Annotated in this window: 21 protein-coding genes; 5 read left to right on the top strand and 16 right to left on the bottom strand. The window is 39.0% G+C overall.

Annotated features, from left to right (window positions below; translation table 11 throughout):
* Positions 1-43 precede the first annotated feature (43 nt).
* The 6 genes from H5182_RS03495 to H5182_RS03470 all read right to left on the bottom strand — a co-directional run bounded on the left by H5182_RS03495 (position 44) and on the right by H5182_RS03470 (position 6425).
* Positions 44-352 carry a hypothetical protein gene (locus tag H5182_RS03495; RefSeq protein ID WP_145241827.1) on the bottom strand — a complete coding sequence of 103 codons (309 nt, stop codon included), beginning with the start codon at positions 350-352 and terminating at the stop codon, positions 44-46.
* A gap of 313 nt (positions 353-665) precedes the next feature.
* Positions 666-2786, bottom strand: a complete 2121-nt coding sequence (locus tag H5182_RS03490) for a TonB-dependent receptor (RefSeq protein WP_182759530.1) — start codon at positions 2784-2786, stop codon at positions 666-668.
* An 85-nt stretch (positions 2787-2871) separates the two neighbouring features.
* Entirely contained in the window at positions 2872-3162 is a 291-nt protein-coding gene (locus H5182_RS03485; protein ID WP_145241823.1) for a hypothetical protein, read from the bottom strand.
* A 457-nt stretch (positions 3163-3619) separates the two neighbouring features.
* Positions 3620-3982: a hypothetical protein gene (locus H5182_RS03480; protein ID WP_145241822.1), complete on the bottom strand. Its 363-nt coding sequence runs from the start codon at positions 3980-3982 to the stop codon at positions 3620-3622.
* 550 nt (positions 3983-4532) lie between these two features.
* Positions 4533-5006: a YqhA family protein gene (locus H5182_RS03475; RefSeq protein WP_145241820.1), complete on the bottom strand. Its 474-nt coding sequence runs from the start codon at positions 5004-5006 to the stop codon at positions 4533-4535.
* Positions 5007-5276: 270 nt separating this feature from the next.
* On the bottom strand, positions 5277-6425 hold the full coding sequence (locus H5182_RS03470) for a hypothetical protein (protein ID WP_182759529.1): 1149 nt from the start codon (positions 6423-6425) through the stop codon (positions 5277-5279).
* A 186-nt stretch (positions 6426-6611) separates the two neighbouring features.
* Between H5182_RS03470 and H5182_RS03465 the strand changes: the two genes are divergently transcribed.
* Positions 6612-6860: a hypothetical protein gene (locus H5182_RS03465; protein ID WP_145241816.1), complete on the top strand. Its 249-nt coding sequence runs from the start codon at positions 6612-6614 to the stop codon at positions 6858-6860.
* A 59-nt stretch (positions 6861-6919) separates the two neighbouring features.
* Here the strand turns inward: H5182_RS03465 and H5182_RS03460 are convergent, their stop codons facing one another.
* On the bottom strand, positions 6920-8620 hold the full coding sequence (locus H5182_RS03460) for a diguanylate cyclase (RefSeq protein WP_182757957.1): 1701 nt from the start codon (positions 8618-8620) through the stop codon (positions 6920-6922).
* A gap of 230 nt (positions 8621-8850) precedes the next feature.
* On the opposite strand from H5182_RS03460, the gene H5182_RS03455 reads away from it, so the two are divergent.
* Positions 8851-9717: a delta-class carbonic anhydrase gene (locus tag H5182_RS03455; RefSeq protein ID WP_182759528.1), complete on the top strand. Its 867-nt coding sequence runs from the start codon at positions 8851-8853 to the stop codon at positions 9715-9717.
* Positions 9718-9755: 38 nt separating this feature from the next.
* On the opposite strand, the gene H5182_RS03450 is transcribed toward H5182_RS03455, so the two are convergent.
* The 3 genes from H5182_RS03450 to H5182_RS03440 all read right to left on the bottom strand — a co-directional run bounded on the left by H5182_RS03450 (position 9756) and on the right by H5182_RS03440 (position 13531).
* Positions 9756-10433, bottom strand: coding sequence for a response regulator transcription factor (locus H5182_RS03450; RefSeq protein ID WP_182759585.1), 678 nt, complete (start codon positions 10431-10433; stop codon positions 9756-9758).
* Positions 10433-11989 carry a sensor histidine kinase gene (locus tag H5182_RS03445; RefSeq protein WP_145241810.1) on the bottom strand — a complete coding sequence of 519 codons (1557 nt, stop codon included), beginning with the start codon at positions 11987-11989 and terminating at the stop codon, positions 10433-10435. Before H5182_RS03445 ends, H5182_RS03450 begins: the two co-directional genes overlap by 1 nt.
* Positions 11990-12169: 180 nt before the next feature.
* Positions 12170-13531 (bottom strand): MFS transporter, encoded by a 1362-nt coding sequence (locus H5182_RS03440; protein ID WP_145241808.1) that lies wholly within the window; start codon positions 13529-13531, stop codon positions 12170-12172.
* A gap of 190 nt (positions 13532-13721) precedes the next feature.
* Between H5182_RS03440 and H5182_RS03435 the strand changes: the two genes are divergently transcribed.
* Positions 13722-14057 (top strand): zinc ribbon domain-containing protein YjdM, encoded by a 336-nt coding sequence (locus tag H5182_RS03435; protein WP_182759527.1) that lies wholly within the window; start codon positions 13722-13724, stop codon positions 14055-14057.
* Between the two features lie 120 nt (positions 14058-14177).
* On the opposite strand, the gene H5182_RS03430 is transcribed toward H5182_RS03435, so the two are convergent.
* On the bottom strand, positions 14178-15917 hold the full coding sequence (locus H5182_RS03430) for a SulP family inorganic anion transporter (protein WP_182759526.1): 1740 nt from the start codon (positions 15915-15917) through the stop codon (positions 14178-14180).
* A 272-nt stretch (positions 15918-16189) separates the two neighbouring features.
* Positions 16190-16555, bottom strand: a complete 366-nt coding sequence (locus H5182_RS03425; RefSeq protein ID WP_145241802.1) for a DUF2237 family protein — start codon at positions 16553-16555, stop codon at positions 16190-16192.
* A gap of 456 nt (positions 16556-17011) precedes the next feature.
* On the opposite strand from H5182_RS03425, the gene H5182_RS03420 reads away from it, so the two are divergent.
* On the top strand, positions 17012-18679 hold the full coding sequence (locus tag H5182_RS03420) for a methyl-accepting chemotaxis protein (protein WP_182731128.1): 1668 nt from the start codon (positions 17012-17014) through the stop codon (positions 18677-18679).
* Between the two features lie 122 nt (positions 18680-18801).
* Here the strand turns inward: H5182_RS03420 and dps are convergent, their stop codons facing one another.
* Positions 18802-19326, bottom strand: coding sequence for a DNA starvation/stationary phase protection protein Dps (gene dps / locus H5182_RS03415; protein WP_182759525.1), 525 nt, complete (start codon positions 19324-19326; stop codon positions 18802-18804).
* Between the two features lie 337 nt (positions 19327-19663).
* On the opposite strand from dps, the gene corA reads away from it, so the two are divergent.
* The gene (corA, locus tag H5182_RS03410) at positions 19664-20620 is read left to right on the top strand and encodes a magnesium/cobalt transporter CorA (RefSeq protein ID WP_145241796.1); all 957 of its coding nucleotides are present in this window, start codon (positions 19664-19666) and stop codon (positions 20618-20620) included.
* 84 nt (positions 20621-20704) lie between these two features.
* Here the strand turns inward: corA and H5182_RS03405 are convergent, their stop codons facing one another.
* The 3 genes from H5182_RS03405 to H5182_RS03395 form a co-directional block, all read right to left on the bottom strand.
* Positions 20705-21124 (bottom strand): HPP family protein, encoded by a 420-nt coding sequence (locus H5182_RS03405; protein WP_145240773.1) that lies wholly within the window; start codon positions 21122-21124, stop codon positions 20705-20707.
* A gap of 237 nt (positions 21125-21361) precedes the next feature.
* Positions 21362-23350, bottom strand: a complete 1989-nt coding sequence (locus H5182_RS03400) for an oleate hydratase (RefSeq protein WP_182759524.1) — start codon at positions 23348-23350, stop codon at positions 21362-21364.
* Positions 23351-23570: 220 nt separating this feature from the next.
* A complete protein-coding gene (locus H5182_RS03395) occupies positions 23571-24164 on the bottom strand; it encodes a LysE family translocator (protein ID WP_182759523.1) in 594 nt (197 codons plus the stop codon).
* Positions 24165-24228: the final 64 nt, after the last annotated feature.

Below are 24228 nucleotides of genomic sequence, written 5' to 3'. Positions count from 1 at the left end.
CGCATCATAATAAAAACGGCTTGATTGATGGCTAATATCTGACTTAATCATCAGGCCCTTTCAGGGTGAAAACTAAATGCTTGCGCATATCTTTTAAAATAACGCCTTTTTTAAGCATTGCACCACTTAAACGTTTCTGCCACTTCAATAAATCAGGCTCTGCTGCTGTTAACGCCTGCTGATTCTCAAACTGAAAACACATTAGTAAAGAGCCCGGAAATAAGTGATATTCCACGTCAAACCAGCATTGCAGCATGCCAGAGAGTTCATTACGGCCTTGCTCTTCAATTGCATCAGCAACTTTAAGTACCAGTGCTTGTTGTTTTATTTGCACCGCAGAGAGTTTTTTCATCGTTTTAATCCAATTAGAGGCTAAAAATGTAGCCATAAAAACCGATTATAACCGAGCTTGTAGATGGGTAACAACTTTGGCAGTGACTTAAATTAAATATCAGATTAAATTGCATTTTAAATGTTTCTTGGTCACTTTACTTACTCTGCTGGTGGGATGAAATTGAGAGACCAGATCGTATGAAGCAGCATCCTGCTTTCATACTTGAGTTGTTCTACTAAACAATCACATTACTTATTAAAAAATCCCCCGCATACATTTACATGCTGGGGGATTTTGTGTTGTTAATTTAATTTGTGGCTAGGCGTCTTTTTTAAAAACGCGCTCTTACGCCAAGGCTAACTGAGCGGCCAGGAAGTGGTGCTTCGTCTTTTAAGTAAGATGAGTGCACGCGCGCTTCTTGATCGGTTAGATTGTCGGCTTTTAAATACAATGTCATGTCAACGTTACCTAAATCAAGGTAGTAGTTAGCAGCGGCTGATAGCATGGTATAGCCGTCGGTGGTGGTTTCGTTTGCAGCAATTTTATCTTGCTTACTGTTGCGAGTGACTTCTACTTCAGTGTGCCAATTACCGTATTCATAATGTATTGAAGAACCAACACGTAATGGTGGGATCCTTGGAACGTTACCGCCTTTATCTAGTTTAGCGCGGGTATAATCCGAAAACACATCCAGACGCCATTGTTCGTTTAAGTGCCAGTCAACTTGTGCTTCAAAACCATACAGCTGTGCATCTTGCTGGGCAAAGAGTACAACAGGTAAACCATCGGTTTCTTCCTCTGATCCTGCGCCGCTACTTTGTAGTTGTTGGTAATCTTGCGCCGTAATAAACTCACCATCACTGAGAACAAGGTTACTAACGTCTTCGTATATGTAATCATTCACTTGGTTTTGGAACAGGCTTAAGCTTGCATTCCAGTTGTCAGTATTATAACGATAGGTTGCATCTATATTATTAGACACTTCTTTATTCATGCTTTGGCCGTTTTGCACCACCGAATAATTACCGTTATCGTTAGTAAGATTAAAACCACCACCTACTTCGTAAGTGCCAGAGCCAATGTGTGGGCCGTATGCAAAAATTTCAGATGAAGAGGGGGCGCGTTCTGAATATGCATAATTAAATGCTAATGAGTGCTTGTCGTTAATGCTCCAAACTACTCCTGCAGAGCCTGAAACCGCCGTGTAATCTTCATCTGCAAATGAGATACTATTATCGGTTGATAGCTCATCAAAAAATTGGTTATTCACTTTATGGGTTAGTTGCTCCACGCGTGTACCAAGCTGCCACAATAAAGCACCTGTTTGTTTTTCTTCCATTAAAAATGCGGCTAAACTATCGGTTTTTGTTGGTGGTGTGAATGCTTCTTCGCCAATCGCTTCAAAATCACTTTTGTTATAATGTAAGCCCATTATGCCGTGCCAACCATAAACCGCGCTGTGCTCTGCCCATAGTCTAGACTCGATACTTTTATTTTTAAAAGTAGTGCCTATTTCAGTCCCTTCAATTTCTGAGTGTAGGTAATCAGTATATGCATTTTGCCAATGCACCGATTTTATAAAACCGTCAAGATTATTCCAATCAACAACACCTTGATAGCGGTCTTGTTTTAACTTAATAAATACACCATCTTCACCCGGTAAACCATATTCTGAGTCCATTGAGCCATAGGCAAAAGCAACCCGAGTATCGTCAGTGATCCAGCCAGCTCCTAAGTTATAACCGTGTGCATCGATTGCTGAGTTTGAGAGTTTAGTACTGCCACCATGTTCATTAATATCAGCGGGAACAGGTATTTTATAGTCACCGGTATTACGGTTGTAAGCATCAATATGAACAGCAAAGTCGCCCGTTCCGGCATTTAAATCAGTAGATGTTGTTTTTGAATCTGCTACGTTATCGTACTGAGCAAATACTTCTCCAGTAATACCTTGTTGTCTTTCAATGGGAAGGCGGTTATCAACCACATTAACAACGCCGCCAATTGCACCACTACCATAAAGCAAAGTAGCAGGGCCGCGTAATACTTCAATTTGTGTGGCCGTAGAGGTTTCGGTTGATACTTGGTGATCGGGGCCAACGCGTGATGCATCAGATGCGCCTAATCCGTTTTGTACAACTTTGATTCGAGGTCCATCTAATCCTCGGATAATTGGACTACTGGCAACGGGTCCAAAATAAGAGCTGTGTACACCCGGCACATTTTTTAAGGTTTCGCCAAGGGTTGCTGCTTGGTGCTGATCAAGCTCTTCGCCACTCAAAATAGATACAGGTGTACTTGATTCAAGTACGGTACGTTTAAGTGGTGAAGCTGTAATAACAATTTTTTCTAAATCGCTTTCATCTTTTTGTATTTGTTTCTCTGCTGCCATTGCGTGTGTACTGATAGCAGTTAATACCGCCAAAACTAATGGTGAATACTTAATTTTCATTGTTTAATCTCTAAAATTTGCACTAAAACTGGCTGCTTACCCAATGGTAAACAGTCTTTATAAAACGGTTTTTTAGCAGTGAACTTTAAAGAGTATTCGGTGGATCACGGTTACCTGAAAACGCAACGGTTGCGCTAAATTGCGGGGAGTGTAAAGCTAAAACAGCGCCGTAGCGGTTACTTTCAGGTTCAAATATGCTGGTGGTAGGGGATATTAAATCGTCAAAATCAAACGAACTTATGCAGAGTTGGCACTCTGTGCTGCTTTGTACTGCGTGAACAGTTGAGTGCCACTGTGAAAAAACACTGATCAGCAGTAAAAGCACCATTAAATATTTTAATAGTGTTTTATTGTGTCTGAATGAGTGTAAATTCATGTGTTTCATTAGGTGATAGTATGACGTTGTTTTTTTTGCAATGTCGAGAGCTGAATAAGTAAAATAATCTGTTTAATTATAAGTTTTTACTTTGTTATTTATAATCAGTGGTTTATGTTTTTTTTTGATAAATAAAACCTCTAGATCAGACATCAATCAGGGAATAGGCTTTGCTTAGTTAGTTTGCCATTTTTTTATCAGTTCAACGCTTTTTACCCAAAAACGATAATTTATAGGCTGTCGTTATGAGTGACAACGTCAACAGTGACATAGACTGAGCTGCTATGTTTGATGATTTGATTGCTTGTTAAAGTAAGCTTGATTTTTAGGTAATTGTAAAGCGCGAGGTTTGATAGTGTGAAAGGGTTAAATATGAGTTTTTTTGCATCTTATAGGGCTTTATTAAATGGTGTTAAAAAGCCCTAAATTCACATGATTAATAATTACTTATCAACTTTTAGCGACCATCTTCAAATGATGCAATTGCAGAAACTTTGCTCCAGCTGCCATTTGTATAAAGGATTGTTGCTTCCGCTTTATAAGGTTTAAAAGACCTTATTTCAAATGAGCAAGAAGTACCTGAGGTGCCACAAGATTGGGCTGCATTGGACCAAATTACACTATCGATAGCAGACCCATTGCCGATAACACGAAATACTGCTGTTGCCTTATTTTGACCATAGATGAGTGCCATACATCTATTTGGTGTGTATTGATCATATGCTTGAGTGTCTACATAGCATTCCATTGAACTTGCACTTGCTTGAACAGAAAATACGCTAGCGGCTAGTAAAGTTGCTATTGTTAATACCTTTTTCATTTTTTCGTCCTTATGTTTGTTTGTTTTTCAGATACAACAATATATCAATTAATACACAAAATAAACACCTTATTAACATTTTTATTCATTAATAATAATTCAATCAAGTATTGCAGCCATGGTTATTAAATTCGCGTTTTGATAAGGTTCTTCATTTTTGCCAATAATAGGTTTATCAAGATTGAAATTAGCTAATCCCAAGCGATATGTTTACGGAAAATTACTTTGCTTTTTGATAAGTGCTAGCCGGTAATATACACAGTAGAATAACTAAATAACAAACTATAAAGGCAAGGCTTAGCTGGTTACTCGCTAGGACGTGTTTATACTATTTAGAAAATTATTTACTCTAACAGCCCATTACACTTACTTTTATCAGTTTGAGCTTTGGTTAAGATGTTTACAGGGATCACAAGGCGAGTTGAGGTGTTAATATCGAGTTTATTGTCAGTAAATTTAACATGGTTAGCGTTGAAAATACCCGCTGGAGATAGATTTATTCCCGAAGAACAGGTTAATTAGGTGCAATAAACATATTTATTTAGCATCGTCACTTCATCGATCGCCAAGCAAATGTTGATGCTGCAATGACGATAGCAATTGCAATACCTAAGTAAAGCGTTTCTATAGTTCCGCCAAATTCCACAGCATGTTCTAAAAATAAAATCACTAATACAACTGAGGTAACTTGTACTAAAGTTATTTTTAAATCATGAAAATCTTCTATGTTAAATGCAGCTAAGAACTGGCTCTCATTAGGTTTTGTGGTCGAGATAAATAGACGATATAAACTAATAGCAATTACTTGTAGCGTGATGCCAATTAGCAGTAAGTCAAGAATTTTTAAAAGTTCCACTATTAATTCTTTGCCATCCTTTGCTGAATCAGGGAGGCTCATAATAGTGCTTTTTACTATATGAATAACGATGTTGATACATGAAACGTAAACAAGTAATGATGATATTGCTGCGGTGATGACGGCGATTATAACTAAAAACCGACTGTTTTGAAAAATACGTTCCATGCTACTCAACTTTTGATGATTGTATTATCTATACGAAGGATAGTTTAAATCAGTTTGTTTTTATAGGTATTTTCGCCTTTATAGGGAACAAACGAACATGGAGTGATATCATTGATTTGTTTAATTCAATGTGTAAAAGTGCTGCGGCTAAATGAAATAAGTAATTAGTTTAGAGTATTACCACTTGTAACAGGCGTGACATAGTCCACCCACTTCAGACTTCCCTCTTTAGAGGAGGAAGCCTGAAGTCATATCTTCTTATAAATTGGTTTATAAAGCCACTAAGCTTTGCTCTAACATTGCTTGAATTTGTTTGACTATTTTAGCTTCTGTTTCTGGTTCAAACTGCGCTATGCGCGGTGTATGGATATGCCCAGTAGGAATATCTGAATTGAGTTGATCACGCAGGCGAATACTGCGGTACGAAATTTCGTTAGACAGGTAACCGCCACCGCCGCCTTTTACTGCAATCGCACCTTTTAGTTCAGCTAAAATTTTAGGCTCAAAGGCTTTTTCCAGTGTAACAACTTTGTGATTGTCATTTATCGGAAAGGGCCCTTTGGCTTGCTGCATTTGCGTAATGGGCAAACTAAACTGCACAAATTCGCTGCCAGGCAATGGACGATCGTTTAGGTTTGGAATAAGTGGCGCTTTTGCTGTGCCGCCATAGACAATATTTGCGTTGTCGGGGGCGGTTACGCTGCGCCGCTTACCTGGAAAGCGTTCAAGGTCAAAGTCTTTACTACCCATGCTAACGGTAACTATCATATCTACGTTGTTCAGTGCGTAATAGGGGGCGAGTAATTCTTCAATAATACCTTGATCAAAGTCTTCATAGCGAACAGGCACCATTACAGTATTTATTTCAGCGCTGATGCCTTGATAAGTAATTACTTGGCCGTCGAGTAATAATGCGGCCACACCGGATGGATTACTTTGATTGATGTTACTATCCAACAAAAATGGGTCAAAGCCTGTTAGTAAAATCTTTTTGGTGGTGTTTTTAGAGTAGGCAAGGTCGGTGCGACCGCGACTGCCATTTTCTAGCATTGTTAACAATGTGCTTTGCTCGGCAGTTGTTAATGCAAATTCAGGTTTTGTTGTACGGATTATTTTACTTGAAAGTAGGCGAGCCCAGTAAAGTGCTCTGTCATCGTAGCTTTTAGTGACGGTAATGTGTTGTTTGGCGTTGAGCCAGAGTTGGGTTGAGTAATCATGTAGTAAGTCAGTTGCCTGTTTAAAGTTTCTTAGGCTTTTCCAGCTTTGTTCAAATAGCGCTATATCCTCAGAAAAGATATCTAAAACTTGTGGCATAGCGGTTGTGGCTTGCTTAATACGTAGCTCTTCAACTGTTGGGTTAGCACTAAAAACAGAGCCGGAAGAGAGGATTAAGCTCGCGGCTAAAAGTCGTTTGATCATGGTTTTCCTATATAAGCTGTTTTAATAGTTTGAATGCAAAGGCTACTATCTGATTTAGAGCGAGTAAGCGCAAATAAATACGTTGATTAGGGCTTTAACTCTCATCTTTAACTTTTAATCAGCCTCTAGAGCCTATTTTCATAAACTGCTATCCTTCACTTATTAAGTTGTAATTGAGTAAACAGCATGATTAATGATAACGATGTAATTGACACCCTCGCAGAGCTAGAGGCTTTTTTGTTATTGATTGATAACGGTGGATTGGGCTTAAAAAATGTAGCCGGTGTGGCACTGGCGACCAATAATACCAATGGTCGCCCGTTTGTAGCAGTACTTGATGATAACCACAAGTTGTTGTTAGGTCGCTGGGTAACACAAGATGTGTTTGAAAACGGTAAAGAGCTTGTTCGTAGTGGGCCTAAAAAGTTACATTAATCTTGCAAAGGCAATTGAAAATCAGCCGTAACCTTTTGTGGTAAAAGTTATTAATAGACTTACTCTTTAATGACAACAACACAATTTCGGCCTTGTTTTTTTGCTTTATAAAGAGCTTGATCGGCCAATGATATACTTTCTTTTATATTGTTAGCCGTTTGCGATACCTGATTGATACCAATACTGACAGTAAAGCGAACTTCTTGGTTATTTTCTGTTTTCACAATACACTTTTCAGCGGTACTGCGAATACGTTGTGCGATAATCTTGGCATTGTCAGCATCACAGTTCAGTAATAATATAAATTCTTCGCCACCAAATCGACATGCAATATCATCTACTTTTTGTTGCTTTGTTAAAATATTTGCAAACTCGATAATAACGCGATCGCCAATATCGTGGCCGTAAGTGTCATTTATGCCTTTAAAAAAGTCGAGATCGGCAATAACTATCGACAGCTCTTTTTTTGCAGTTTTGCTTTTTGCTAGCAATTGCGAACAGGCTTTGTCAAAGTAGCGGCGGTTATATAGTTTGGTTAAAGGGTCGGTATCTGCGAGGCGCTTTAATTCAGATTGTGCTGATTTTATTTTTTCTAATGTTCTGATCCGGTATGACAAAATAAATGCCATCATTAGCGCTTCAAGTACAATACCTATACCCACGCCATGACTATTAATTTGATTTGATTCGGTTATGCCTTTGTAATAAAGCACCGCCAACATATTAAAAATAATAAACATTGCATGACCCAAAAAGAAGTACTTAGCGAGGGGGTCTCGCTTTCGCCATAAAGATATCGATACTCCTAAAGTCACAGTCATCATTAGTGCAGCTAAACTGCTCGCAGGTTTTAATGCGCTAACCAAGTCGAATAGACTATAAAAAAATTCGGCTACTAATATAGTTAAAATAATACACAGTGCAATATGCTCTTTGGGGTAGCGCTTTTTGGTTTCAAATATAAGCATCATAAATAGGATTAAAAAACTAGGCATGCTATACAAAGTCGAGTTAAATTGCAGAAGGTCGGCACTAAAAATCCCAAAAAAGTTAGCGCCTAAACCATAGGAAAGTGATACCCAAATGATGCCGGAAATTAAATAAAAGGCATAAACAATGTTTTCAATTTTTCTTGCCGATAAATATAAGAAAAAGTTATAAAGCATTAATGCCAGCATCATTCCCACAAGCAAAGCAATGTAGCTACTACTGCCAACTAATGCGCGTTTTGAGTACTCCTCATCGAAAAGAGCGAGGGCATACCACTGGTGAGAAAAAGTGACGCTTCTAACAAAAATTGTCTTATTTTCACCTGCTGCAAGATGAAATGAAAATATGGCACTACCGCCAAATATATTGGGATGTGGTCCTGGCTTATCTAATTGAATGTTGATTTGTTTTAATAGCTCTCCATTTTTTGTCTCATAAAAATCAACGTCTTGTAGGTGATACGCATCTGAGTTATGCAAAAATAGCCGCAGTTGTTGTGGAGACTCATTGTTAATGATTATTTTAGACCAGGTTATTTTTGCGTTTGGCCCTAAGGTTACTTCACTTTTACTTGGGGTGAATTGTTGCTGTTGTATTTGTTCGAAAGGCATTTCTAGACTTGTATCAATAAAGTAACCCATAGGAAATTGAGTTAAATTAACATTAGCGGTCTTGATATTAACATTAGGTGATTGAAGGCTCTCAGTCTTTGCGTATACACCGCATGAGATAAAAATAAGCAAAAAAAGGTATAAAACACGGTTTACCATACATAAAGTCCCTCTTATGAAAGACTTATTTTTAACTTTAATTGTTTGTTTGTCGAGCAATAAAATAAGCAGCTAGTATATATTTAAAGGGAAGGCTTTAGGCTCTTCAAATACATTGATTATTATTCGCTGGGTTTTAATCTTATTTTAATGTTCCAGTTAAGTCTTTTTTAGATACTTTCAATAACATGGCCTTATTAACTTTATAAAGGGCATAAATAAAAGTGAAAATGATTAAAGCAGCAGTTTTTGTAAAATGTGCATGTGTCATTGGTTTGTCTACATTGGCAGTTACTAGTGCGGTTGTGAGCGCAAAGAATGTTAGTGATAGTATTGTGGCCGAGCAACGTGAAGCACTTGATAAAAACACTCAGGGTAAAGGTTTTGGGCCACAATCACCTCGCGATATAGACCAAAATTATGGTACTAACTTACGTAGCTTTGGGATGGCGCCAAGCCGTAGTGAGCTTAATTTATGCAACATTCATTTTCATAAAAATGCGGAGCATAAAGGCGGGGAGTTTACCACTTATGCTGGCAATGGAGATGGCAAAGGTCATCATACAGGTTACCTTTCTGAGCGCAAATTATCAGCTGCTCAATTACAGCCTGTAAAAAGTAAAATTTGTGCGGCAAAAGGTGAGTCGTTAAAGGTGGGTGATACTCTAGAAGTACACTTTGTTTATTCATCAGCACAAGTTACACCTGGCCCGACATTGGGTGCTTGTTTAGCTCAAAGCACAATGAATCCAGCTCTTAGAGTTGAAGGACAAGTAATCGTGCTAGCCAATGACAAAGATGCTATTAATTTTGCACAGCTTGCAAATGTTGAGCAAGTTAATGGTTATTACCAAGCACCTAATATTCCTACTAATACCGGCATCCCTATTGAGTATTTAGGCTCAACAACGGGCCCTGCATATAATGAAAAAGCATCGCCATTACAAGTTAGTTGGAGTGTTAGACCACACGTTGCCGTAGTCGATATCAACAGCGTTGGTAAGTGGTGTGATGAGAATGTATTTAACGAAGATCATGCCCATGGGGTGCGTAATTTAGTGCAAAACCCTAAGTTGTTATCACCTATTTCTCAGTGATTTAATCCTGTATTTAAAGTGCGAGTAGTCAACTCGCACTATTTTAGATTCATCCTATAACCATTTCCGCGCAACGTTTGAATAGTTAAATTAGGCTCTGTTTCTATTTTTTTTCTTAATCGGCTGACATACACGTCAATAATATTAGTATTGGGTTCGCTGTAAGTTTGCCATACACGGCTAAGTATCCGCTCACGAGACAGCACCTTGTCTTGATTTTCTACAAAGTACAGCAGTAACTCAAATTCAATTTTTGTCAGTACTAATTCTTCACCATTTAGTAATGCAATACGTTGCTGAATGAGTAATGCTAATGAGCCAATATTAAGCGTTGTTTGGTCTTGCTGTTGCGGTGCCGTCATACGGCGTTTTAATGCTAATACACGGGCTAATAGTTCGTCAAAATCAAAAGGTTTGCATAGATAATCATCCGCTCCCATTTCTAATCCTTTGACGCGTTCAGGGACTTCGTCTAAGGCAGTTAGCATTAGCACCATAGGTGGGTTGGGGAGGGCTTTGACCGCTTCCAATATTGATAAACTATCTTGTGAACCAAATAATCTATCGAGTATCACTATTTGCGGTGAGTTTTTTTTAATAAACGGCAGGACTTCATGTAATTCATTGATGCTTGTACATTCATAGCCTTCACTGCGTAATCCCCGTGATAGAAAGTTTAACAGTGGTAGTTCGTCATCTGCGAGAAGAATATTCATCATTTGTGTCCTACCGGTAAAGAGATTGAAAATATAGATCCTTGCCCTTGGGTTGAGGTAACGCTAATACTGCCGTCATGAGCTTCGATAATGGCTTTTGCAATTGGCAACCCAAGCCCAAGCCCTTCACTGTGTTTACTAAAGCGCACAAAGCGCTCAAAAATATTATCGACTTCAGCTGCTGAGATCCCTTCGCCATAATCTTTTATAGCAATAGTGATCAATAAATCTGTTCTATGTAGGCTAATATCAATAGGTTGATCTGACTTTGAATATTTGATCGCGTTATCGCATAAAATAGCCAGTACTTGCTGGATCCGTCGTATATCTATGGTGACCAGTTGCTCATTTAGTTCTGTGCTGGCTTCGAAGGTTATAGCACGACTTGGATTGAGCTTTTGCCATTTAGCAACTTCTGATGCGATCAACGACATGATTTTGGTCGGTATAACTTCGAGATTTATTTGATTCATCTCTGCCCGTGTTAATAGTAATAAATCATCAACTAAGCGGCTTAGGCTTACAGCTTGCTCAAGTATTGATGTGAGGGTTTGGTTAAAGTCATCAACCGATACCGATTGCATTCTTAGTGTAACTTGCGCTTCACCTCTGATAATCGTCAGTGGTGTGCGCAGTTCATGTGATACATCAGCGATAAACTGGCGGCGCCGAGAGTCAGTTTTTGTGAGCAGCAGGTTGGCTTCAGTGAGCTCACTGGTGCGCTGTTTTACTTCAAGTTCTAATTGTTTTCTTGATTTTATTGCGTTTTTTTCGTGTTCTTGCAGGCGCAGTGCAAGCTGGTTTATCGATGTTGCAAGCTCTTCAAACTCATCATCTAGTTTTACTGAGATTGGCTTTTGATAGTGTCCTAACGCAATCGAGTTAGTTGCATTAGCGATTAATATCAGTGGTTGATAAAGTTGATTAAACAGCCAATAGCAGCCATATAATATTAGCGGAATTGAGAGGGCACCTAGGCCAATCGCAAACCATAAAATAGTGGTATTAAGCATCTCAATTTTTGCATTGATCGCCGCCACAACACGTGCCTGACGCGCTACTGCCGAGTTGATTGCCTCTCTAAATTGATCGTCTATGGTTACTTCAAGTAAGCGTTTTAGCTGTGCTTGCTGATTTAAAGGCGCTTTGTTATCACTGCTTACTACGGCTCTAAATTCAACAGTTATTTCATCAATGAGCCTTACAAGTTCATCGGTGTCTTCAACGCTGCCTTTAGTGAAGGATAGGCCTAATGCATTGCGTTGCTCAATCTCCAGTTTTTTGATTTGGTTAATTGATTGCTGGATCAGGTTTTGTTTTTTTCGTACATAGGCTTGGTTGGCATTTTGACCAAAAATGATTTCATCGGTTAGCTGTTTAAAAAGTCGGTAAGAGATACTCGATAGCTTTTCATGCTCAACTAATAATGACTGAGCAATATTACTTTGTAGCAGGTTTTCGCGAGTTAAATGAGCGGAAATTGCGGTGCTCAGTAGTGCCAAAAATAAAATAAAAGCAGTTGTCAGGCCAAAATAAAAAAGTTTGCGCTTATACATAGTGGTTTACTGATTTGGGACGTTTGATAAGGGTACATGGAAGGTTTTTGCTACGCAATAGACTCGTAACTAAGTACCGAGTCTAAAGCTTACGTAGATGACGATAGCTGCTCTATAAAGCTAAATAAAAGCAGCTAAATAGAGGCTGTTACCTGCTTTTATTATATCGAAAATGAATCGCTATTTTTTTAGTTCTGCGGTTTCGTCTTGCGTTTGAAAGTCTTTAAACAGGTCACCCTGCGGATCATCGGTATCAAAGACTGCATTGTTTTCTTCATATTCATCATCAATTTCATCGACCACCAACATTTGCTCGTGGGCAGTCGTTTCTTCTATTCGTGGATCCATGGTCGCAGCCAGAGGCGAGTTGGTAACGTCTGATGTGCCTACAACGTAATCACTCGACTCCGGTTGTTCTACTTTTTGTTTCGAATTAATGTAAGTGAGTAATAAGTACATTATCACCGTTAATAATGCGATGGAGGCATAAAGGGCTTGGTGACCAAAATAGGTCATAACTTGTGCATTGGCAGTTGATCCAAGTGCTGCACCGGCTCCAAAAACAACTAATAACGCAGATGACACGCCAACGCGCTCTTCATCTTCAACGCGTGAATTAGCTAAGGCTGAGGATAATGGATATAAAGTAAAGGCGAACAACCCAAACATAAAAGTGAGTGCAAAGGCGAGTGTTTGCGTAATAGGTAGCAAAAATAAAGCCAAGCTAACTACACCAATCGCAACCGCATTGGTGCGGATCAACACGCTACGACGTATTTTATCCGACAATATCCCCATTGGCCATTGCGCGATCAGACCTGCAAAAATAGTGGCAGACATAAAAATGGCAATTTCTGACGAATTAAACCCAGATGACTTGGCAAATGTTGGTGCAAGGCCGTAAAAGCTGCCATTTATAATACCCGCAAAGTGAACAGCTGTAAGTGATTGCGGTACTTTTTTAAAGTAGTCAAACAGACTGACTTGAATTGGTTTTAATGGCTTGGGGTGAATCCTACGAGTGATTGAAATAGGAATAATGCCAATTGCCAGCGCCATGCACACTAAAAATAGTGGTGCATAGCCAAGCTCTGGGAATTCGGCTAATGCAAATTGACCTAAAATCATACCCAGATAAGAGGTGATCATATAAAACGAAAACACTCGCCCGCGAGACTCTGGTGCAGCTTGTTCGTTGAGCCAGCTTTCGAGCACCATGTAATTACACATCATACCAAGGCCTACAAATAGCCGCAGGGCTAACCATAAATAAATATTATCGCTAACGCCATGTGCTGCAACGCACGCTAAAACAGCGGCGGTACTGGCTGCAAAGGTTCTAATATGGCCGACCGATTTAATAAGGTGATAACCAAGCTTTGAGCCAAGCAACAAACCCATGTAATAACACGAGGTCATTAACCCAATCCAAAAGGTCGAGATGCCATTTTTCCCTAAATAGAGGGCTAAATAGGTGGTGAGTAAACCGGTGCCAATAATTAAAAATAGATTAGCAAAATATAGTGACGGAAATGATTTCATTTAAATGCAAATAATAAGCTTTGACCAATAGATACTAGAATAACTAGGGATGTTTTCCAAGTAGTTTAAAGTCTTCATTGGTATGCTTTAGCAATGCATTTATTAACTTTATATCGTAATAACTCCACAAATAGACAAAATCATTATTAGCCATTACCATTGTTATAAATTTACTTACGCACGCTAATTTATGTCTTTACCTTCCTGTCCTAAATGCCAATCTGACTTTGTATACCAAGATCAAACCTTGTTGATCTGCCCTGAGTGCGCTTATGAGTGGGATCCAGATGCGATACTGTTAAATGATGTGATTAGCGTAAAAGATGCCAATGGCACGCTTTTGTGCGAAGGCGATAAAGTGGCTGTAGTAAAAGATTTAAAAATCAAAGGTAGCTCACAAGTGATAAAAATTGGCAGTAAAGCGGTTATACGCTGGATAAAAGATGCTAAAGATCATCAGCTCGATTGTAAGGTCGATGGCGTAGGCGAAATGATAGTGACTGCTAAATTTGTTAAAAAAGCCTGAACAGGTTTTGCACTGAGTGATTTACGAAAAAACGTGGTTTGTATAAAGTCCTTACTAAATTAGGGGAAGCAAGGACTATCGCCTTAGTTGCTTGCAACAATCATAATTACATACGCATGTTTATAACTGTTCTGCAGTACCCTCATTTGGATGTGTTGTAAATAAATTCACTTGTGCACTTGGTTGGCTGACGCTGTTTTTTTGTAAGGCAATATAGAGATCTGAATGCACGTAGATGCCGTCTTTACCGGATGTCATACCAGCAATTTCAAACCATGATAGTAATTGCCGCTTTCTGCCAGCTAGTTCTAATCGAATACCACGTTTTTTAAATATCACGTCTAAATCTGCGAGCATGGCCATGACACTTAAATCTAAATGGGTGAAGCAGGGGACTGCGTCGATAATAACGCATTGCGTGTCGTCTTTTTGCCGCGCATATTGTTCTAGCAAACGCCGTTTAAAGTAACCGGCATTAAAGTAAGTTAAAGGAGAATTAAAACGATAAATAAAGACTCCTTGTACTGACTTTGCTTTATCTGTGGCATCAAGGCTCCTAACAACGCCCTTAATATCAACACCTAATATATTGTCGGTAGGGCGCATTACGGTGCGAATAAACTGGAATAACCCCAATAGTACAGCGAGAGTGATGCCTGGTATTACGCCAATAAATAACACTGCGAATAAGGTGGCTAGCGCAAGGTAAAATGCTTGTTTGTCTTTACGCTTTAATAGCCAAATGGCTTTTAAGTCTAATAAATGGATTGAAGCAATAATAAGCACAACACCTAATGCTGCACTGGGAATAAATTCTAGGGGAGCGGTTAAAAATAGGGCGATAACAGCAATAATTCCCGCTGAGATAATCGACACTAATTGCGTTTTACCACCGGAATCATCGTTAACAGCTGTACGAGAGTCTGCACCACTGACAGCAAAACCTTGTGATAAAGCAGATCCAATGTTCGCAATACCTAACGCTCTAAACTCTTTGTCAGCATCTATGTCGTAACCATTTTTAGCTGCAAAACTGCGAGCGGTTAGCATCATACTGACAAAGCTAACTATTGCTAAGTTAAGTGCAGGCACGACAAGTTCACGAATAATACCAATATCATAAATAGGGGTGTTAAACACTGGAAGGCCACCGGTTACAGTGCCAATTGTGTTGATATCTAACTGCTTTAAATTAAAAACCCACACTAATAGGGCACCAAATGCGATAGCAAACATAGATGCTGGCCAAGTCGGTTTTAGTCGCTTCATGGCAAAAAAAACACCGAGGGTAAACAGGGCCATTAATAGAGTAGGGATGTGGGTTTGTGATAAATAAGTAGGCACACCTCCTAATCGTTCAAGTAAATATCTGTCATCGAAGGTAAAACCGAATACTTTAGAAAATTGGCTGACAATAATCGTAATTGCAACACCGTTTAATAAGCCCATTAAAATAGGCTTAGATAAGAAGTCTGCTAATACCCCTAATTTAAATCGGCTAGCAATAAAGCACCAAAAGCCGGTCATCGCGGTCATAGTTACAACGAGTTGCCAGTGTTTAACACTGTCTCCAGCTGCAAGTGGTGTCACCACCGCAGCAATAACCGCACATGTTGCAGCATCGGGTCCGACAATCAATTGTTTGGAAGTACCAAACAAGGCATATAAAATCATGGGTAATATGCATGAATATAGCCCAACAGCGGCGTTAACCCCGGTAAGTTGTGCATACGCGATAGCAACAGGTAGAGCAACGGCGGCAACGGATAATGCAGCCCTCACATCATCAGCAAACCACTTTCGTTCATAATGAAGTAAAGTGTTTAAACCCGGCATAAAATCATACAAACGCGACAGCACTAAAGTTTCCTTATTTAATCGTAAGCACACTTGGATAGTAAATTTAATATATTAACAAGTATAGCTCAGGGGTGAGGATTTTTTTAATAAATAGCAGATACTTAGGCTTAGGACTGCTTTTGATTGAGTGTTAAGTCTGATGAAAAAGTTTAAGGTTGAGCGATATTAGCTGGTTGGTGTTATCACATTGCTAATATCATACTAGATGGTGAATAAGATAAAACCAGCGCAATGGCTTTATCTTAGAGTGTGTAAATGCCTATTGGAAACTTTTAACGTGCAGAGTATTGGTGAGCCTTTAATACTTCAAGAGAGACTACTTGTAACGATTTTTCATGGGTGGCCTCAAGTATAACCGGCGGAGCTACGTTTTCAGCAACCGCATGGTGCCAGCGCACGGCACATAAACACCATTTATCACCAGCCTTTAGGCCTGCAAAATCGTACATTGGATTAGGCGTTATCAAGTCATTGCCTTGTGCTTTTGAAAACTGTAAGAATTCTTCAGTCATGATGGCACATACACTGTGGTTACCAAAATCAGATGCAGGGACATAGCAAAACCCTTCTCGAGTGTAGCCTGTATTCCCGCAGCACAAATGCAAGCGCGTACCTAATACATTTAATTGATTGCTCATAAAACTACCTTGTTATAATTTGTATTGTTTTACATTGAGTCTGCTTTCAGACTATGTGAAAACGTGGTGGATGAAAAGCTTAATATTGATAGATAGCATGGAGATCACAAATAACATAGCCATTAAAAATATTAAACGTCAGTTCATCAAACTAATGGCGAGGCCAAAATCAGTTCAATATTCATTTATAGTTGCTTGTTGTGTAATTATTGTGCAATTGTGTTTTTGTTGGCTTGCAATTTTTACGTTTACTGTACTAGTAAAAATTTATTATGGTAACTTGCAGCTACTATACGTTTGTCTTATATCCAGAATCTATATATATGTGAATATGGTATTTTAATAGCTTCTGATTTCAAATAAACACTTAATTGTAATTGGCAGTATAATTACAGTTTTTATAAGCTCTCGATGTATCAATACCATGGAGCTTTACATTGTTACACGTGAGGAAAAATGAGTAATCTAAGTCTGAAAAACAAGCTGTTGCTATTAGCTATTTTGCCGCTCACGCTGCTTTTAATTAGTTTAATGGCCAGCTCATATTATTTAGAGTATCAAAATCAGCAGCAAAATTTTGTATCGTTTAAAACAAAATTAATTGCTGACAAAGAAAGTTTATTAGCAACTGAGGTTGAGATAGGCCGCCAAATAATTAATTACGAACTAGCCAAGGGGACTAAAGAAGATGCAAAAAATGCATTGCGAGATCTCACTTTTGGCAAAGATGGTTACTTTTTTATCTATGATACAAAAGGCGTTAGTATTTTCCATGCTCTATTGGGTGATGCAATTGAAGGGCAAAATAAAATAGCCATGACCGATCCCAATGGTAAAAAAATAATTGTTGGATTACTTGAGCAAGCAAGACAAGGTGGCGGTGCTTTTTATTATGATTTTCAAAAGCCTAATACAACGGGGTTAGTTGAAAAAATGGGTTATGCAGCGATGGTTCCTGGTACAGATTGGATGCTAGGAACGGGCGCTTATATGGATGATATTGAAGCTGAGCTAACAAAGTACCAAGCAACAATACAAGCTCATATGAATGAAAAAGTAACGACCCTGTTATTAATTGCATTATTTTGGGTGATGTTGACGGTGTTTTTTGCCTTAATTGCGGCAAACAATATGGTAAAGCCTATCCAAAATATGGTGCAAAACTTAGATGATATAGCAAAAGGCGAAGGTGATCTGACTAAGCGCTTAGAAGTGCATAGTAATGATGAAATTGGTCAATTGGGTAATTCATTTAATGTGTTTGTTAGTAAACTACATAGCATTATCACCAATGTGGCAGATGTAACTCGTGATGTAAAAGATTCATCAAATGATATCAATACACAAACACAGTTAATTGAAAATCAGTTAGTAAACCATAATCATGAAACTGAGCTGGTAGCAACGGCGATCACCGAAATGTCAGCAACATCTCAGGAAGTCGCGCAAAATACCACACAAGTGGCGGTATCAACCCAGTCAGCCACGCAAGATGTTGCCAATGCTCAAAAATGTGTAGATGTTTCTTTAGAAGAAGTTTCAAATTTAATGAGTGAGATTAATCAAGCTGCTGAACAGGTTAATTCATTAAGTGAACAATCTAAAAAAATTAACAGTGTATTAAGTGTTATCGGTGGCATTGCTGAGCAAACTAACTTATTGGCCCTTAATGCGGCTATTGAAGCTGCAAGGGCTGGCGAGCAAGGCCGTGGTTTTGCGGTTGTAGCTGATGAAGTGAGAAGTTTAGCCAGTCGTACACAAGAGAGCACGTTAGAGATTAATGAAATGCTTAATGAGTTACATACGCTAGTCACAGCAGCGGTAAAGGCAATGTTGGCAAGCCAGCAAAGCTGCAATCGCTCAGTTGAGTCATCTCGCGCAATTTCTGAAAGTTTAGGGGCGGTAACCAGCTCGGTTACCACAATTAACGATATGAGCACGCAAATAGCTACAGCTGCCACAGAGCAAAGTAGTGTAACTGAGGAAATTAACCGTAACGTTTTTGCGATTCAAGAAATCGTTAATGAGCTAACACGTTCAATTAAAACAACCTCATCAGTTAGTCATCACTTAGCTGGTCGAGGGGAGAGTTTAGGCAATTTAGTAGGTCAGTTTAAGATCTAATATAAACAAAAAGTGGCGATATTATTGTTGATCAGTAATAAATAAAGATCAGGCTTTAAATAGCCCGATCTTTGACTTTAAATATAAATTAGTCAGTTTAAACTGAACACAAAACCGCTAGATTAGCTGCTGAGTTTGCCCGTTGACGACTCTAAGTGTGCACGCACAAACCATTGAAACTGTTCTAAATCGGCAAGTTGGCTAATTAGCATATCCTCAGATACCGGATCGAGCTCTGATAGCTTGCCAATCGCACTTCGGTGATCGCCATTAATCCCATTATATACTTTATCAAGCGCAACTAAGTGATCTTTTACCAAGCCCTTACCAATTGCGTAATCTTGCCATGAACGACGATCAACTATCGATTTTGGAGTACCAACTGGAACTCCGCCCAACGTAGCGATTCGCTCGGCGATGGTGTCGGTCATTGCTCTGATCACTTCAACCTGAGGGTCGAGCATTTCATGCACGCCAATAAAATTTGGGCCAACTACATTCCAATGAATATGTTTTAGAGTCAATTGTAAATCGATCAGTGCGACCATGCGGTTATCAAGTGTAGCAATGGTATTTTTTGCAGATTCTTCATTCATACCTGGGGCAGTAAATTCAGCGATTTTGTTTGTTTCGTTATTGTTACTCATTATTCCTCCTGATTTATAAGGAATGTTCACAGCGTCTAATAAAGTCTATGAACATGCGTTAGTTTATATAAAGCAATGGTTGTGCCGATAAAAATTATTTTTTAAGTTGCTGATATTTAATGTTTTGTATTTTTTTCAAAGGAGGGGGATGAAAGCTTTCTTTGATATGCCATGAAAAATATGCACTTTTTTGTAAAATCTGCAAAACAAAAGGTGCTGTTACGTGTTAGCGAATTGCTTACTATTAATAATAACTGAGATGCAGGAGTGTATTGTCATTGTTGATTAATCATCACTTACATATACTCAACTCATCTTGTTATTAAAGGAGAAGTGCATGTTGAGATTTTTTTCTATCGAGCAGGGGGTGATCAAAGAGTTAGAGCCTTCATCCGATACCTCTCTTGAAGTATCAATCAGAAATGCACACTGGATTGACACAATCAACCCAACGGAAGATGAGCGAAATACGCTTGCAAAAACGCTCAATATAACTTTTCCTGAGTCAGGGGATGTGCAAGAGATTGAAGCTTCATCGCGATGTTTTATCGACAATGAAGGCTTGCATGTGCATGCATTGTTTATGTCGCCCAATGAAGGACGTTTTAATACGGTAACAGTTGCCTGTTTACTACAGGATAACTGTTTGCTGACCATTCGCGATGACGAGCTGGCTGACTTTCGATTGTTACGCTTAAGAGCACGTAAAGGTCAAGTAATGTGTGATACGCCAAAACAGTTATTGGTTACATTATTCGATCAAAAAGTCGAAAACCATGCTGATATGCTCGAGGATATGCATCATCAGTTAGAGAAGCTCAGTGCATATGTACTAGAAGAAGATGACTCTGATCTAGAAGAAGCGGTTAGTCGTATCGCGCGTTTAGAGGATGCGAATGGGAAAGTGCGTTTGTGTTTAATGGATACGCGGCGCAATATTTCGTTTTTAATACGTCGTTTAGGTGTACAAAATGAGGATCGCGAATCACTACGAGAAATTGTACTTGATATAGATACGCTAATGTCTCACTGTACCTTTTTGTTTGATAAGGTGAACTTTTTGATGGATTCAACACAAGGTTTTATTAACATTGAACAAAATCAAATTATCAAAACCTTCTCTATTGCTTCGGTGGTTTTTTTACCACCTACCGTAGTAGCCAGTGTATATGGGATGAACTTTAATATAATGCCTGAGCTGCAATGGGAATGGGGTTACCCATTTGCAATTGGCATTATGTTGCTATCGGGCTTTGCCCCTTATTTATTTTTTAAACACAAAGGCTGGCTGTAGTGTGTGCCAATGACTACTTGGCATACACTATTATACGAGTTTATATTCATTTTATACGGATAGCGGTCTTATTATCACCTTGCATTAAGATAATAAAGCGGCCGCTAGGCGCACAAAGTCGGACGAGGTAAGTATACCCACGAGTTTATTTTTTTCAGTGATCACAGGCATGCAACCATGGCGGTTATCAACAAAAAACCGAGCAACATCTTGCAGTGGTTGGGTTGCTAGTACAGTGGCAAAATCGGTTGCCATAATAGTGTGTATTTTCGTTTGTTTTTCCTTTCGTTCAAGTGCGCTAGGACTGTAATTAGCCATAATATTCATCACTTGGGCAATCATGATTTTTTGTGTCAACATACCCACTAGTTCGCCATTGTTATCAATTACCGGAATATGGCGGATATTTTTTTCCTTCATTAGATTATGTGCGTCGTGTAGGGTGTTTTCTGCACTTACGGCAAATGGATCTGATGTCATTAAATCTGCAACTGTTTGGCTCATTTTGGCTCCCGTGAAATCACTAACTAGAACTTTGGTTAAAAGGTTTACTAAAATAGCTACTGGAGATAGATGGATTATCCAGAGCTCATATTATTAATCATTCTAGCCTTATTTTTTCTTATTGCACTTTATCAAGATCAAGGCTTTGGTTTTTTGTATAGGAATAGTTTTTAGCTTGGTCATCAGCTGGTTTAGATTTATAGCCACTGGAGATATATTTACTCTCCGAAGCTCAGATTATTTATCTTTATGCGAAAAATTATCCCTTAGTGTACCAACCCAGTTTGAAAATTTATGTATCGCCGAGTTGCCTTTGCCCAGTAGCTCATGCATTTCTGCTTCAAAATGGGTTTGTTCTTTACTACTTGGCTCTGGTAATGGCGGTAAAATATGAGCAAAGTAGGTTTTATCAAGCAGGCGGTGTAATAACCGCTCGCCAATAAAGGGCTTGCCGCTGTTGAGCGCTCTAGCTCCTTTAATTAGGTTACGAATATCATATTGGGTTGGGCTAATGTCGGGCACTTGTTTAGGGATATTAAGTAACTTATATACCCCAATACGTGCTGTACGAATAGAGGCTTCCATCGTGAATATAATATCGTTGTGGGTTTCAACAAATTGACCAATCAAACCTAAGTTTGTACAACCTTCAGGAACTGAGGTGGGTCTGTCACCAGCTGCACGAGTCATAAATTGAGCTGTGATATAAGGCATTAGCGCTGTACGTATCTTGGTATTGGCAATGATTTCATCAAGCTGCTGTTCAATGCCCAAATGGTAGCAAAGCTCCGTAATTATTTCTTCACCGCTACATTGTGGCATTGTTTTAACGATACGATTACCTTGTTTGTCCATTAATAAACCATAGACCCAAAGTACTAACGTATCATCGGGTTGATCTGGAAAATGAGGTTGGCGGTTACACGTTACACTCAATAGCCAGTTAGAGTCTGTAAAAGTAATAATGCCGCCAGTTACCGTGCGACCAGAGTAAGGATCGTTTACTGATAATGTCTTTAGCTTATCTATAAGTGGGGATGGCTTGCAAGTCAGTGTGGCTGACTCCCACATAGACTTATCAATATCGCCATAAAATTTTTCGGGTTTACCAAAAACAGCTGATTTCTTCGCGAGGTTTTTCCATAAATTCCACCCGCTATTTTCGCAGGGATCATGTTTTTCACAGTTCAGTTCGGGTACATTTTGCATGTCGCCATAAGCTGTATGCTCTGTCATTGAACCCGTTAGTGCATAAACTAAATCGTCTGAAGCAACGTTAATATGCTGTGCTTCACCTTTTACAGTGGCATGGATCCCCGTTACGGTTTTTTTATTACCAGTAAATGTTATATCCAGATCGTTTACACGGCTTGCAAATTGAAAATTTACGCCTTTGTCTCGTAATAAATTAGCAAGCGGTTTAATAAAGGTATCGTATTGATTATATTTAGGAAAAAGTAAAACAGACATGTCGGCAAAGCCATCGATAGAATCAAGAAAGCGATGCAAATACAGTTTAGTTTCTAACAAGCTATGACAATTTTTAAAGGCAAACATAGTACGAAATAAAAACCAAAAATTGCTTTGTAAAAAACCTTTGCTGAAATAGTCTTCAATGCTGAGATCGTCAAGCTCTTCTTTGCGCTTGAGCATTAAACGGATCAGCTCCCATTGCTGGGCTTTATTCAGGCCAAAGTCACTTGCATCGAGTATCTCACCGCATTTATTTATTAAACGGGCTTGTGAGTAATTAGCGTCGTTATCATTAATTAAACGGTACTCATCAAGCACAGAATAGCCTTCGGGCAGTTCAACAGCGGGAACGTCTTGAAACAGATCCCACAAGGTGTCGTAATTCCAGTTCATTTCACGGCCACCACGAATAATATAGCCGTCATCAGGGTTACCCGCGCCATCCATTGAACCGCCTTCAATATCCATTGCTTCCAAAATGGTAATATTTTCAGCGCTCATATGGCCATCACGAATAAGATAAAATGCCGCTGCTAGGCCACCAATACCTCCACCAATGATCCAAGCATTACGTTTTTCTATACCGGGTGTAGGCAGCGTTTTATGACGTGCATAAGGAGCAATAAAATCATGAGGGGGCAAGGTATTAAGTGGTTTATTGCTCCAAAAATCAGCCGTTGCGTCAGCTTCATGTTGGAAATTACTTGCTGCGGTTGCAGAAATATTAAACTTCGCTATTGCTTTATTCGTCATTAGCCATCCCTTTTCATGAATATAGATAAGTGTCAGTACTGTTTGCAAGTCTCTCCATAATTGCACGAGGCAAGCATAGTCATGTTGCAGTAGATCAAAGTTTTAGTTCGCGAGGGGTTTATAAGTTAGCTGCTGGAAATTGATTTGTTATCCGAAATTGAGGTTAACAATGGCAACTTAACCAAGTTGCCATTATTAAGGCGTTTATTTGTTTTATTACTCACAGCATGCTAAAAAGTACCGAGGCGACTAACAATACAGCCATAAAAATATTGAATGCTCGTAGGCGCTTGCGATCTTTTAGCCATACTTGTAGCCTTTGTCCGACTAACGTCCATGAGCAGACACAGGGTAAATTAATTATACCGAAAATAAGGCCTACAAGTACCACTGCGCCAATTCCTTTGGATGGGGCATAAACACTTACTGCACTTAATGCCATAGTCCAGGCTTTCGGGTTAACCCATTGAAATAAAGATGCTTGTATAAAAGAAAAAGGTCTAGTATCGCTATTTTTAGCACCGATAGGAGTTTTATTACTGGCAATTTTATAAGCAAGATAAAGCAAATAAGCCATGCAAAGCACTTTTAATAGCTGGTAACTCCATGGAAAAAAGTCAAACAATTGCATGACACCTAAACCAACCAATACGAGCATGATCACAAAGCCAATTGTTACGCCGAGTAAATGTGGCAATGAACGTTTAAAACCAAAGTTAGCGCCTGAGTTCATTAACATCAGGTTGTTAGGACCTGGGGTGATGGAAGATACAAGTGCAAATAATGCTAATGCTGATACCAATTCAATATTCATTTATAGTTGCTCAGTTGATAATGATTGTGCAATTATATTTTGTATGGCTCGCAATTTTTGCGCT

The organism is Pseudoalteromonas sp. SG44-17 (genome assembly GCF_014164235.1).
GTDB lineage: Bacteria > Pseudomonadota > Gammaproteobacteria > Enterobacterales > Alteromonadaceae > Pseudoalteromonas > Pseudoalteromonas rhizosphaerae.
Note: the sequence above shows the minus strand (reverse complement) of the source record. Positions and strands in the feature narration are given on the sequence as shown.